Origin of the sequence: Roseateles subflavus (assembly GCF_030285365.1) — a bacterium.
Taxonomy (GTDB): Bacteria; Pseudomonadota; Gammaproteobacteria; order Burkholderiales; family Burkholderiaceae_C; genus Roseateles_B; species Roseateles_B subflavus.
The window spans coordinates 341,872-354,016 of the sequence record NZ_JASVDS010000005.1 but is presented as its reverse complement, the minus strand read 5'-3'; the positions used below and the strand labels follow the sequence as shown (position 1 = coordinate 354,016).

At 70.7% G+C, this 12,145-nt stretch carries 11 protein-coding genes and 2 tRNA genes; 3 read left to right on the top strand and 10 right to left on the bottom strand.

The annotated features are described in order from the left end of the window. Nucleotides 1-462 precede the first annotated feature (462 nt). The gene (locus QRD43_RS18405) at nt 463-1,596 is read right to left on the bottom strand and encodes an NAD(P)/FAD-dependent oxidoreductase (protein ID WP_285983959.1); all 1,134 of its coding nucleotides are present in this window, start codon (nt 1,594-1,596) and stop codon (nt 463-465) included. A gap of 411 nt (nt 1,597-2,007) precedes the next feature. On the opposite strand from QRD43_RS18405, the gene QRD43_RS18400 reads away from it, so the two are divergent. Next, entirely contained in the window at nt 2,008-2,961 is a 954-nt protein-coding gene (locus QRD43_RS18400) for a response regulator (protein WP_285983958.1), read from the top strand. A 12-nt stretch (nt 2,962-2,973) separates the two neighbouring features. Here the strand turns inward: QRD43_RS18400 and QRD43_RS18395 are convergent, their stop codons facing one another. The 8 genes from QRD43_RS18395 to QRD43_RS18360 form a co-directional block, all read right to left on the bottom strand. Further along, nucleotides 2,974-3,870, bottom strand: a complete 897-nt coding sequence (locus QRD43_RS18395; RefSeq protein WP_285983957.1) for an NUDIX hydrolase — start codon at nt 3,868-3,870, stop codon at nt 2,974-2,976. A gap of 113 nt (nt 3,871-3,983) precedes the next feature. Continuing rightward, nucleotides 3,984-4,058: transfer RNA gene (locus tag QRD43_RS18390), tRNA-Val, on the bottom strand. A gap of 99 nt (nt 4,059-4,157) precedes the next feature. Then, nucleotides 4,158-4,232 (bottom strand) — tRNA-Val (locus QRD43_RS18385). Nucleotides 4,233-4,406: 174 nt separating this feature from the next. Then, nucleotides 4,407-5,141, bottom strand: coding sequence for a DNA polymerase III subunit epsilon (gene dnaQ / locus QRD43_RS18380; RefSeq protein WP_285983956.1), 735 nt, complete (start codon nt 5,139-5,141; stop codon nt 4,407-4,409). A gap of 16 nt (nt 5,142-5,157) precedes the next feature. Continuing rightward, complete coding sequence (gene lgt, locus QRD43_RS18375) at nt 5,158-5,961, bottom strand: prolipoprotein diacylglyceryl transferase (protein WP_285983955.1); 804 nt, start codon at nt 5,959-5,961, stop codon at nt 5,158-5,160. A gap of 84 nt (nt 5,962-6,045) precedes the next feature. Further along, nucleotides 6,046-7,095, bottom strand: coding sequence for a tetratricopeptide repeat protein (locus QRD43_RS18370; RefSeq protein WP_285983954.1), 1,050 nt, complete (start codon nt 7,093-7,095; stop codon nt 6,046-6,048). 70 nt (nt 7,096-7,165) lie between these two features. Then, entirely contained in the window at nt 7,166-8,176 is a 1,011-nt protein-coding gene (locus tag QRD43_RS18365; RefSeq protein WP_285983953.1) for a tetratricopeptide repeat protein, read from the bottom strand. Between the two features lie 169 nt (nt 8,177-8,345). Then, nucleotides 8,346-9,236: a LysR family transcriptional regulator gene (locus tag QRD43_RS18360; protein WP_285983952.1), complete on the bottom strand. Its 891-nt coding sequence runs from the start codon at nt 9,234-9,236 to the stop codon at nt 8,346-8,348. 130 nt (nt 9,237-9,366) lie between these two features. Between QRD43_RS18360 and ilvD the strand changes: the two genes are divergently transcribed. After that, nucleotides 9,367-11,046, top strand: a complete 1,680-nt coding sequence (gene ilvD / locus QRD43_RS18355; RefSeq protein WP_285983951.1) for a dihydroxy-acid dehydratase — start codon at nt 9,367-9,369, stop codon at nt 11,044-11,046. A gap of 96 nt (nt 11,047-11,142) precedes the next feature. Here the strand turns inward: ilvD and QRD43_RS18350 are convergent, their stop codons facing one another. Next, nucleotides 11,143-11,388, bottom strand: a complete 246-nt coding sequence (locus tag QRD43_RS18350) for a TIGR04438 family Trp-rich protein (protein WP_285983950.1) — start codon at nt 11,386-11,388, stop codon at nt 11,143-11,145. Nucleotides 11,389-11,551: 163 nt separating this feature from the next. Here QRD43_RS18350 and QRD43_RS18345 point away from each other — a divergent pair, with 163 nt between their 5' ends. Then, nucleotides 11,552-11,857 carry a c-type cytochrome gene (locus tag QRD43_RS18345; RefSeq protein WP_285983949.1) on the top strand — a complete coding sequence of 102 codons (306 nt, stop codon included), beginning with the start codon at nt 11,552-11,554 and terminating at the stop codon, nt 11,855-11,857. The last annotated feature ends 288 nt before the right edge of the window (nt 11,858-12,145 follow it).

Genomic DNA, 12,145 nt, shown 5'->3' with positions numbered 1-12,145 from the left:
CGCTCTGGGTCGCACCGCTGAACGCGGGCGAGGTCGGGGCGGTCCCCCGAGGGGACAGCAAGACGGGCGGCGTTGAGCCGCCCGTCTTGCGTTGTGTGCCGGCTTGGGGCGGCCCGGCGCTCGGCCCCTTGAGGCTGGCGCCCCTTGCCCACGCTCTGGGTCGCACCGCTGAACGCGGGCGAGGTCGGGGCGGTCCCCCGAGGGGACAGCAAGACGGGCGGCGTTGAGCCGCCCGTCTTGCGTTGTGTGCCGGCTTGGGGCGGCCCGGCGCTCGACCCCTTGGGGCTGGCGCCCCATGCCCCCGCTCTGGGTCGCACCGCTGAACGCGGGCGAGGTCAGGGCGGTCCCCCGAGGGGACAGCAAGACGGGCGGCGTTGAGCCGCCCGTCTTGCGTTGTGGGCCGGCTTGGGGCGGCCCGGCGCTCGGCCCGGGAGGGCCGGAAACGCTTGCGACGCTGGGCCCTCAGGCGGACAGCAGCTGCAGGCACTGCACGACTTCGTCGGCCAGCGCCACGCAGCTGGTCAGGCCAGGAGACTCGATGCCCAGCAGATGCACCAGTCCGGCGTGGCCGTGGCGGGCGGGGCCGTCGAGTTGGAAGTCCAGGGCGGCATGGCCGGGGCGGTGGAGCTTGGGGCGCACGCCGCTGTAGGCGGGCTGGAGCGCATCGTCGGGCAGGTCGGGCCAGAAGCGGCGGATGGCCTCGATGAAGGCGGCGCTGCGCTGGGGATCGACGGCATAGTCCAGGCGTTCGGGGTCCTGGCCCTCGGGAAGCCACTCGACGTCCGGACCGAAACGGGCCTGGCCGCCGAGGTCGAGGGTGAGGTGCACGCCGAGTCCGTCGCCCTCGGGCAGGGGATAGATCAGCCGACCGAAGGGCGCTCGTCCCTGCAGGCCGAAATAGCTGCCCTTGCAGAAGGCGGTGGTGAGGCCCGGCGGCAGGCCGGTGGACGCCTGCGCGAGGCGCGTGGCCCACAGGCCGGCGGCATTGACCAGCACGCGGGTGCCCAGTTCGCTGACCTCGCCGTCGGAGGACTGCACGCCCAGCACGTGAAGACCGTCCGGCGCGGTATGCCAGCCCATCACCTGCGCCTGCAGCAACACCTGACCCCCAGCCGCCTCAAGGTCCGCCTGCAGGGCCAGCATGAGGGCGTGGCTGTCGACGATGCCGGTCGAGGGGGACAGCAGCGCCGCCTCGGCTCGCAGGGCCGGCTCAAGCGCCCGCGCCTCGGCGGCGCTGAGCCATTGCAGGTCCTCGACGCCATTGGCGCGAGCCTGGGCCGCCAACGACTCCAGTGCCGCACGCTGGCCGGGCGCGGTGGCCACGAGGAGCTTGCCGCAGCGCTGATGGGGCACCGCACGCGCCTCGCAGTAGGCGTACAGCAGGTCCCGCCCCCGCACGCAGCAGCGGGCCTTGAGCGATCCCGTCGGATAGTAGAGCCCGGCATGGATCACCTCGGAATTGCGGGCGCTGATGCCCTGCCCGATGGCACCTTCACGCTCCAGGACCAGCGTCTCCAGGCCCTCACGGGCCAGGGCGCGCGCCACGGCCAGGCCCACCACGCCGGCACCGATCACCAGGGCTTGCACTGTCTCCATCCGGCCATTCTGCCGCGGGTGAGAGACTCGTCCGGGCGCCGACTTTGTCACACCCGGCCGCGATTGCTGGCGCTTCCGGGTGTTTTTCCCGTCGCCGGGGCCTTGTCACCTCAAAGACACTGCTTTGCGGGACAGCGCCCGGTCTGATCTTGACAGGCCCGCCGTCCCCGCCAGCCGGACCGGCACAGGTCCGCCGGACGGCCCCCGAGGGCGCCCCGCCGATGCCGACGACCCACGTCGCACGAGACGGAGCGAAGGGCGGTCCGGCCCACGCAAGCGGATGCGAGTCCGCCGCTGGCATCAGGGAGCCCGCCGGGCCTGACTTCCGCTGCCAGGGAGTCGGCCCCCGTGACCATGTCCTTGGGCGTGGCCCCGAAGCAGACATCGGCAAGCAAGATGAACGACAAGAACATGAGTGAGGAATCCCGCCGCGTGCTGATCGTCGATGACAGCCGCGCCATCCAGGCCATCATCCGCCGCATCCTCCAGGACGGCCGCGAGCTCGGCCGCCTGCAGATCCAGACCGCGAGCGACGGTGCCGAGGCGCTGGAGCGCATGGCCGACTTCAAGCCCGACCTCGTGGTGTCGGACTGGCACATGCCCGGCGTCTCGGGCATCGAGATGCTGCAGACGCTGCGCCAGATCGGCCATGGCCACGTGCCGGTGGGCTTCGTCACGACCGAGACCAACGCCGTGTGCCTCACGCAGGCGCGCAGCAACGGCGCGGCCTTCGTCGTCCACAAGCCCTTCGATGACGCCACGCTGCGCCGCGTGGTGCATGACTCGCTCTACGGCCAGTCCGCGCTGCGCGAGCAGGCCGCGACCCGCAAGCCGGGCGGCGTCGACGCGCCGGTGCCCCCCGCGCCGATGCCCGGCGCCGTGCAGTCCCTGGGCCTCGCCCAGCAGCAGCTCCACGCCCTGCTCTGCACCCGCAGCTTCGATCTGCTGAAGTCCGACAGCCGCCACACCTTCGAGCAGTTCCCGCTGCTGGTGGGCCTCTATGGCTGCACGGGCCGCAAGACCGCCTATGCCGTGGGGCTGATGGACGCCACCGCCGTCGCGATGATCGGCGGCATGGCCCTGGCCCTGGGCAAGCAGGAGATCCTGAAGGCCATCCATGCGCGCCAGCCCAGCGCCCGCATGGTCGAGGAAGCCAGCCGCTACCTGCGCAGCATGGCCGCCGTGCTCACGAGCCCCGGCGCCGGCAGCGAGGCCCAGCTCGGCAGCGCCCGCCTCGCGCCCCAGCCGTTCGAGAAGCTCCAGCAGGTCCTGCAGCAGCACAGCGCCCGCACCGACCTGCACCTCACCCTGCCGCTGCTCGGCAAGGAGGCGGGGACGGGGCATCTGTGCTTCCTGCTGGTGTGAGGCGCCAGGCGCTCAGCCGCGCCCGAGCGAGGCCAGCCAGCTCGCACTCACCGCCGCGGCATCGGCGCTGAAGTCCTGCCCCGTGATGCGCCGGGCGACGTCCTCGGGCGCCAGGCATTCGAAGGCGCTGACCTCGCCGTCCTGGTTGACCGGCACGAAGTCCGCCGGCAGCGGCAGCTCGAACACATGCAGCCATTCGTCGTGCCAGCCCTCGGGCTCGACGCGCGCCGTGCGGATCAGCCCCTGGCGCCTCAAGGGCTCGCTCAGGGCCCTGGGCACGCCGGCCTCCTCCCACAGCTCGCGCCGGGCGCACGCGACCGGGTCTTCACCGGCGGCCAGCCCGCCGGCCGCGAGGTTGTCCAGCCGGCCGGGGTCGGTCGCCTTGTGCAGCGCGCGACGGCCGCACCACAGACCGCCCGTCAGTGACACGCCATTGATGTGCACAGCCTGGCTCGTGAGACCGAAGAAGCGGTACGCGGCGCGCTCCAGCTCGAAGAAGACGTCGCCCTCCGCGGGCCCCGCCGCCGGGTCGAGCCCGGGCCGTGGCAGGCGGCAACGGTAGCGCTCCTCACGCCAGCCGCGCACCCAGCCGGCCTCGCGCAGGCGCAGCGCCAGGGCCGCCAGCCAGGCGCTGCGGACCTCCACCCCCGCCTCGCCGTCCGACACACCGCTGCGGCAGGCCCAGCACCGGCCCTCGCCCGGCACCGCCTGCCCGACGCCCCATGCGGCCAGCAGCGCCTGATGCGCCGGCGCCAGCCAGCCGAGCGCGTGCCCGTCCAGTTGCCAGCGCCACCAGTCCGCGGGCGGACGCGGGGAGCTGCCACACCTCGCCGCCGTGTCCGCGCCGGAAGTGGAAGTGGAAGTGGAAGTGGAAGTGAGCGCGGAGGTGCCCGAGTCGTTCGCCGTCATGGGCTCGCAGCATGCCAGAGTGGGGGCGTCGAGGACGGCTGGCCTGCGCGCTGGCGTCACCACGGCGCGCCAAAAGAAAAACCCCGCAAGCCTGTCGACTTGCGGGGTGATCTTGGTGGGCGGTGCAGGGTTCGAACCTGCGACCCCTGCCGTGTGAAGGCAGTGCTCTACCGCTGAGCTAACCGCCCGGTAAGCGTGTGACGACAACAGGTACAGATCTTCCAGAATGCCTCGATTCGATCGCCGAAGCCGTTGCCACCTGAGCCCGAAGGCCCGGCCGCTTGTTCTGGTGGGCGGTGCAGGGTTCGAACCTGCGACCCCTGCCGTGTGAAGGCAGTGCTCTACCGCTGAGCTAACCGCCCGATCAATCTGTACGAAGCAGCCCGTGCTACCGGGATGCCGCCGTCTGTCTGATTTTGTTGCCGCTTTGCTTTCACGCTGCGTCAACAAAGATCGTTAACCGGGAAGCCCACGATTATGCCACGAGTTTTTCCAGCTGAACAAGAAAAAGCTGAAAAACTTGCGGGCGGGCGCCATCAGGCGGCGGGCGCGGCCTCGCCGGGAGCGGCCGTCTGCCAGACCCGCTTGCCGCCGCTCGCCTTGTCCAGATCGGCAAGCACCTGCTCGTGCGCCGCCAGCTCGTCGGGCGTGGCCGCCAGCACCGGCAGGGTGAAGCGGCTGAAGTCGATGGCGGCCACGCGCGTGTCGCCGCCCTCCTGCCCGCTGCTGCCGTGGTCGTCCATCAGCAGCGCGTCCTGCCCGCGGGTCAGGCGGATGTAGACCTCGGCCAGCAGCTCCGAGTCCAGCAGCGCGCCGTGGAAGGTCCGGTTGGAGTTGTCCACCTCCAGCCGCTTGCACAAGGCGTCCAGGGAGTTGGCCTTGCCGGGGAACATGTCCCGCGCCATCAGCAGGGTGTCCCGCACACCGCCGACGAAGTCCGTCACCAGCGGGCGGCCCAGGCGCTTGAGCTCGGCGTTCATGAAGCCGATGTCGAAGGCGGCGTTGTGGATCACCAGCTCGGCGCCGGTGAGGAAGTCCACGAGCTGGTCCACCACCTGGGCAAACTTCGGCTTGTCCGCCAGGAACTCGACGGTCAGGCCGTGGATGCGCACCGCCTCCTCGTCGATGTCCCGCTCGGGGTTGAGGTAGAGGTGCAGGTTGTTGCCGGTCAGCTGGCGGTTGACCATCTCCACGCAGCCGATCTCGATGATGCGGTCGCCGGCTTCGGCGCGCAGGCCGGTGGTTTCGGTGTCGAAGAAGATTTGACGCATGGGAGGACTTCGGCGTTCAGCGGGCGCGGCCGCGACGGGTGGACCAGACCCAGAGGGCCAGGCCGGCCAGGATCATGGGCAGGCACAGCCATTGTCCGCGACTCAGGCCGAGCGCCTGCAGGCCCAGGTAGACGTCCGGCTCCCGGAAGAACTCGATCACGAAGCGCTGCAGGCCGTACAGGAACAGGAAGACGCCGGAGATCTGCCCCGTGAGGCGCGGCTTGCGGGCATAGAGCCACAGCAGGCCGAAGAGCACGATGCCCTCGCCGAAGGCCTGGTAGAGCTGCGAGGGATGTCGCGGCTCCAGCGTGGGCGACTGCGGGAACACCATCGCCCAGGGCAGCGAGGGGTCGGCGGGGCGGCCCCACAGCTCGCCGTTGACGAAGTTGGCGATGCGCACCAGGCCGAAACTGAAGCCGACGCAGGGCGCGACGAGGTCCGTCACCTCGAAGAAGCGCCAGCCCCGGCGCCAGGCGAAGATCGCCAGCGCTGCGGCCACGCCCAGCAGGCCGCCGTGGAAGGCCATGCCGCCGGTCCAGACCTTGAAGATCTCCAGCGGATTGGCGAGGTAGTACTCGGGCTTGTAGAAGAACACGAAGCCCAGGCGGCCGCCGAGCACCACGCCCAGCACGCCGTAGAACAGCAGGTCATCGAGGTGCAGCGTCGTCCAGGGCTGGTTCACGAGCCCGGGCTGGCGGATGCGCCAGCGCGCCAGCAGCATGAACACGGCGAAGCCGGCCAGGTAGGCCAGGCCGTACCAGTGCACGGCCAGGGGGCCGAGACGGAGGGCGATGGGGTCGAACTGGGGATGCACCCACATGGCGTGGTCCTCGGAGGTCCAGGATTGATCAGGCGCGCATCATAGTGGGCCGGACCGGCCCCGGCCCGTGCCGGCTGCGGCGGCTCAGTCGGACTTGGGCGCCGACGAGGCCAGGGCGGCCAGCGAGCGCCGGACCTCCTGCTCGTTGCGCTGGTGCAGCGGGCTGCCCGCCAGGTAGCGCTCGTAGGCGGCGCGGGCCTGGGCCTTGTCGCCGAGGCCTTCGTAGGCGTTGCCCAGGCGCTGCTCCAGGGGCAGGAGCTCGGCGCCGTCCAGCCGCCGGGCCTTCTGGATCCAGTCGATGGCCTCGTCGAAGCGGCCCTGGTCCTGTGCCAGGCGGGACATCAGGTAGGGCCCGGTGGCCTGGCGGGGCTGGTCGCGCATCAGCTGCTCGTAGAGCTTGCGGGCGCGGTCCCACTGCTTGTCCTTGACGAAGTGGCGGCCGAGCTGCCCGTAGGCCACGCGCGCGTCGAAGGCCAGCCGCAGGTCGGTGCCGATGCGCAGGGCCTTGAGCTCGCGCTCGGCCTCGGACCAGTCCTCGTCTCCCACCGCCACGAAGATGCGCAGCATGCGCGCCTGCTCCGGGCTGCTGCGGCGCCAGTCCAGCTCCAGGCCGCGCGCCTTGCTGTGACTGCCGCCCGCGATCATGGGAACGGCCATGTAGTACTGCACCAGGGCGCTGCGGATCTCGTAGCTGCGCGGATCGAGCTCGAAGGCCCGCTGCAGCTGCTCGCGGATGCGCCCGTTCAGGCTCAGCGCCTTGAGCGCCCCGCCCTTCACGGCCTGCACCCCCAGCAGCGAACCGAGCGCGTAGTGGCAGGGCGCGAAGTCCGGCTGGCGCTCGACGCAGGCCTGCATCTGGCGCATCGACGGCTCCAGCTGGTCCACGCGCCCCCACTCCAGCAGCGACAGCGCCAGCGCGATCTGCCCCTGGACATCATTCGCGTCGGCGGACAGCCGGGCCTGGGCAGCGCGCTCCAGCTCCACCGACTGCCCCGCGGCGAACAGGTTCTGCAGGGCCGGATCCGAGAAGACCGCCGCGTGGCTGACCGCCGCGCCGCTCAGGCAGAGCGCGGCCAGCAGCGGGCGGAGCGAGGCGATGGCGGGCACGGATGAACGGGAGGCAAGGCGCAGCATGGGCGTGATGCTAAGGCCAGCGGCGAAGCCCTGCCCACGGCCCTGCCTTGCGCCGCGCCCGCATCCCGCCTCAACCCAGCTCGGCCAGGCGCTTGCGGGCGTCCTCCGCCAGACGCCGGCTGGGAGACTTGCCGGCCAGATAGCGTTCCAGCGCGGCCTTCGCCTGGGCCTTGTCGCCCTTGGTCTGCAGCATGAGCCCGAGGCGGTAGTCGATCGGCAGCGCCCTCGCGCCCTCCAGGCCCCGCGCCTGCTCGAAGGCCCGGGCGGATTCGTCCCAGCGCTGCTCGGCGGCGGCCACACGGGCCAGGCCGAAGAAGCCGTAGGCCGACTGCGGCTGCGTCTTCGTCAGCGGCTCCAGCCAGGCACGCGCCTTGCCCGGCTGCTTGTCCTGCAGATAGGACAGGCCCAGGGCCAGCCAGGCCTGCACCCAGGCCTTGTTCAGCGCCACATCGCGGCCCGGCGTGAAGGCATTGATCTCGCGCTCGGCGCCCGCTGTATCGCCATCGTTGTGCAGCAGCCGGGCGCGCAGCAGCTGCGCCTGCTCGGGCTGGCTCTCCCGCACCTCGTCGGCCAGGGCGCGGGCCTTGCTGGTCGAGCCCCCGGCGATGCCCGGGGCCATCAGGTAGAACTGCTGCAGGGCGTCGCGCGCCTCGTAGGACTGCGGCTCCAGGGCCAGCGCCTTCTGGAAGGACTCCTTGATGCGGCCCGTGAGCGTCATCGCCTTCATCATGCCGCCGCTCATGGCCTGCGAGCCGAGCACCTGCCCGAGCACGAAATGGCAGACGGCGGCGCGTGGGTGCCGTTCCACGCACTGCTGCAGCGACAGCGCATGGGCCTCCAGCTTCGCGGCGTCAGCGTCCTGCATCCCCACCAGCGCCGTGGCGGCCAACCCCTGGGGATCGGTCGCATCGGTCTTGAGCCGGGCGCGGGCCAGCGCCAGCAGCTCCTCGTCCTGGTCCGCCTCCAGCGCCTGCTGCATCGCGGGATCCTTGAAGACGGCGGCTTGCGCGTGCGCACTGAGCGCCAGCGCGGCCGACAGCATCAGCAGTGGCCTCAGGGGGCGGGGCGTGAATCGGGTCATGGGGTCTCCTCGCGAGGGTGGTCGGCGTTCAACGAAGCCCGGCGGCATCCGTTGACCGCCAGGTGCCGCGCGGGCGATCTGCGCCCTGGCCGCGCATTCTGCCGTGCAGTGCGGCATGACTTCCGGCAGTCCAGGCAGGCCGGGGCGATGCGCAGTCCCGGCGACGGCCTCAGCCGACCGCCGGCCCGCGCAGCGCCTGACGCACGTGCGCCACAAAGCCCTCGACCACCGGCGCCGCCGGGGCGCGCCAGATCAGGCGCGTCTCGCAGCGCGGCAAGCCCGGCATGCGCAGCGCCCGGTAGCTCACCCCCGCCCGCTGCAGCGCCATCACCGAGCGCGGCACCCAGGCGACGCCCATGCCCGAGGACACCAGGTTGACGATGGTCTGCATCTGGATGGCCTCCTGCGCGATCTGCACCCGCCGCCCCTGCGCCGCGTAGAAGCCCAGCACCGCATCGTGCAGCGAGGGGGCGATCTCCCGGGGGAAGATGATCAGCGGCGCGTCCAGCAGGGCCTTGGGCGCGGCGCCGCGCACGCCGTCTGCATGGGCCAGCACCATGGGCTCCTCGGCCAGGCCCAGGGACTCGAAGCCCGCCGGCGCGGCGCCCGGCGCGTGGATCACGAAGCCGGCGTCCAGCTCGCCCCGCTCGAAGGCCTGGAGCTGCACGTCCAGCGTCGCCTCGCGCAGCTGCAGGGCGACCTCGGGGAAGCGCTCCCGAAACTGGCGCAGCCAGGCCGGCATCTCGCCGTAGCCCACCGTCGAGACAAAGCCCAGGCGCAGCTGCCCGCGGATGCCCGCCGCCGCCGCGCGCGCCAGTTCGGGCAGCGCCTCCGCCTGCGCGAGCAGCGCCTCGGCCTGCGGCAGGAGCGCCGCGCCGGCCGCGCTCAGGCGCACCCCGCGCCGGTTGCGCTCGAACAGCACCACGCCCAGCGCCTGCTCCAGCTTCTGCATGGCCAGGCTCAGCGGCGGCTGCGTCATGTGCAGGCGCTGCGCGGCGCGCCCGTAGTGCAGCTCCTGGGCCAGCACGCTGAACTGGCGCCAGGTGCGAAGCTCGATCATGGCGGGGTCCTTCCTGTGATACATGCCATGAATCAAATCATGGCGGGATATATATTGGACACGATATCCCCTCCTGCGCATACTGCCGGCAGCTTCCGGCGCGACCGCGCCCATCCCTGACGGAGACCCCATGAGCTACAACCGCCGCTCCAAGAACATCACCGAGGGCGTGGCCCGCGCGCCCAACCGCTCCATGTACTACGGCCTGGGCTACAAGGAGGAGGACTTCGGCAAGCCCATGATCGGCGTGGCCAACGGGCACTCCACGATCACGCCGTGCAACAGCGGCCTGCAGCGCCTGGCCGACGCCGCCGTCGAGGGCCTCAAGGCCGCCGGCGCCAACCCGCAGATCTTCGGCACGCCCACCATCAGCGACGGCATGGCCATGGGCACCGAGGGCATGAAGTACAGCCTCGTCTCGCGCGAGGTCATCTCCGACTGCGTCGAGACCTGCGTGGGCGGCCAGTGGATGGACGGCGTCATCGTCATCGGTGGCTGCGACAAGAACATGCCCGGCGGCATGATGGGCATGCTGCGCGCCAACGTGCCCTCGCTGTACGTCTATGGCGGCACCATCCTGCCGGGCAAGTACAAGGGCCAGGACCTCAACATCGTCAGCGTCTTCGAGGCCGTGGGGCAGTTCTCCGCCGGCAAGATGGACGAGCGGGACTTCTGCGAGATCGAGAAGCGCGCCATCCCCGGCAGCGGCTCCTGCGGTGGCATGTACACCGCCAACACCATGAGCTCCTCCTTCGAGGCGCTGGGCATGAGCCTGCCCTACTCCTCCACCATGGCCAACGTGGAAGAGGAGGTCGTGGAGAGCGTGAAGAAGGCGGCGGCGGTGATGGTCGAGGCCGTCAAGAAGGACCTCAAGCCGCGGGACATCGTCACGAAGAAGGCCATCGAGAACGCCGTCGCCGTGATCCTGGCCACCGGCGGCTCGACCAACGCCGTGCTGCACTACCTGGCCATCGCCCACGCCGCCGAGGTGGCGTGGACGATCGACGACTTCGAGCGCATGCGCAAGAAGGTGCCCGTGCTGTGCAATCTCAAACCCAGCGGCCAGTACCTCGCCATCGACCTGCACCGCGCCGGCGGCATCCCCGCGGTGATGAAGGAGCTGCTCAAGCACGGCATGATCCACGGCGATGCCATGACCATCACCGGCAAGACCGTGGCCGAGAACCTGGCCGACGTGCCGGAGCTCTCGCCCGACCAGGACGTCATCCGCCCCGTGCGAGACCCGCTGTACGCCGAGGGCCACCTGGCCATCCTCAAGGGCAATCTCTCGCCCGAAGGGGCCGTGGCCAAGATCACCGGCCTGAAGAACCCCGTCATCACCGGCCCGGCCCGGGTGTTTGACGACGAGCAGTCCGCGTTGGCCGCCATCATGGCCGGCCAGATCAAGGCGGGCGACGTCATGGTGCTGCGCTACCTCGGCCCCAAGGGCGGCCCCGGCATGCCCGAGATGCTGGCGCCCACCGGCGCACTGATCGGCCAGGGCCTGGGCGAGAGCGTGGGCCTCATCACCGACGGCCGCTTCTCGGGCGGTACCTGGGGCATGGTGGTCGGCCATGTGGCGCCCGAGGCCTACGAAGGCGGCACGATCGCGCTCGTGCACGAAGGCGACCGCATCACCATCGACGCCCACCAGCTGCTGCTGCAGCTGCATGTGGACGACGACGAGCTGGCCCGCCGCCGCGCAGCCTGGACGCAGCCCGCACCGCGCTACACCCGTGGCGTGCTGGCCAAGTTCGCCCGCAACGCCTCCAGCGCCAGTGCCGGCGCCGTGCTCGACAAGTTCGACTGATCCCTGCGGTGCGGGGCCCGGCGGCCCCGACGTGCAAAAGCCCTGCCGGCCGACGCCGTCAGGGCTTTTTTCATGGGCATGCGCCGCGGCGGCGACTCAGTGTCGCTGGCCCGGCTTGTCGCGTCCGAGGGCTTCCATGGTGCGCTGGCGCCGCTTGCGCTGGCGGTCCTCGAGGCGGTCCATGGCGCGGCGCTGCGTGTAGCCCGAGCCGTCCGCCCAGATCCACCACACCACTGCCAAGGCGAAGGGGCTGAGCACCACGACCCAGCTCCAGCCGGCCACGAAGCCGATGTCGCCCAGCTTCAGGAGCGCCAATATCAAGCCCAGTCCCACAAGCCACATGGATGGATTCCTTTCTTTGTCTTTGACCCCACGCAAGAAGGGCTCACCTGCCGCGTGGGACCGCGGCCCGTAGAATGGGCCGCGCCGGTTCTGCCTCTCACTGTAGAGCAGTTTGAGCCCAGGACCATGCCCCCATCCCTGACGCTTGTTTCGAGAGGAACCCATGAAGTCCACGCTGATCGCCGTCGCCGCCCTGGCCGCCGTCTTCGCTGCCCCCGCCTTTGCCAACCAGGAGCTGGCGCAGAAGAAGAACTGCATGACCTGCCACGCCCTGGACAAGAAGCTCGTCGGCCCGGCCTACAAGGACGTGGCTGCCAAGTACGCCAAGGACAAGGATGCCGTGAAGAAGCTGTCCGAGAAGATCATCAAGGGCGGCTCCGGCGTGTGGGGCCCCGTGCCCATGCCCGCCAATGCCGTGACGCCCGCCGAGGCCGAGACGCTGGCGAAGTGGGTCCTGACCGTCAAGTAAGGTCCCCCCCTACGCGCTGCGCGCGCCCCCCAGGGGGCCGGCTCGGCAGCCCGGCAAAGCCGGATCTGCGAGCCGCGTGCTGAGCGAAAAGGCCCGGCTGCTGCGCAGCGGGCCTTTTCTTTTTGTGGGCGCGGGTTATGGGGATCGGTGCAGGGCCCAATGTCTTTTGCAGTCTCAGGTGCGAAGACGCGCCTGGTGGGAGACTGCCAGGTCAGAAAACGCTCTCGGAGAGGGCCCGGCTGCCGTACAGCGGGCCTTTTCTTTTCGCGGGCGCGGACGTTGTGGATC

Bases quoted from the DNA above. Each gene is read 5' to 3' on its own strand.
- QRD43_RS18350 (WP_285983950.1), bottom strand. From the start codon at position 11,388: ATGTGGCTTGTGGGACTGGGCTTGATATTGGCGCTCCTGAAGCTGGGC.
- dnaQ (WP_285983956.1), bottom strand. From the start codon at position 5,141: ATGCGTCAAATCTTCTTCGACACCGAAACCACCGGCCTGCGCGCCGAA.
- QRD43_RS18395 (WP_285983957.1), bottom strand. From the start codon at position 3,870: ATGACGGCGAACGACTCGGGCACCTCCGCGCTCACTTCCACTTCCACT.
- ilvD (WP_285983951.1), top strand. From the start codon at position 9,367: ATGAGCTACAACCGCCGCTCCAAGAACATCACCGAGGGCGTGGCCCGC.
- QRD43_RS18405 (WP_285983959.1), bottom strand. From the start codon at position 1,596: ATGGAGACAGTGCAAGCCCTGGTGATCGGTGCCGGCGTGGTGGGCCTG.
- lgt (WP_285983955.1), bottom strand. From the start codon at position 5,961: ATGTGGGTGCATCCCCAGTTCGACCCCATCGCCCTCCGTCTCGGCCCC.
- QRD43_RS18345 (WP_285983949.1), top strand. From the start codon at position 11,552: ATGAAGTCCACGCTGATCGCCGTCGCCGCCCTGGCCGCCGTCTTCGCT.
- QRD43_RS18370 (WP_285983954.1), bottom strand. From the start codon at position 7,095: ATGCTGCGCCTTGCCTCCCGTTCATCCGTGCCCGCCATCGCCTCGCTC.
- QRD43_RS18360 (WP_285983952.1), bottom strand. From the start codon at position 9,236: ATGATCGAGCTTCGCACCTGGCGCCAGTTCAGCGTGCTGGCCCAGGAG.
- QRD43_RS18400 (WP_285983958.1), top strand. From the start codon at position 2,008: ATGAGTGAGGAATCCCGCCGCGTGCTGATCGTCGATGACAGCCGCGCC.
- QRD43_RS18365 (WP_285983953.1), bottom strand. From the start codon at position 8,176: ATGACCCGATTCACGCCCCGCCCCCTGAGGCCACTGCTGATGCTGTCG.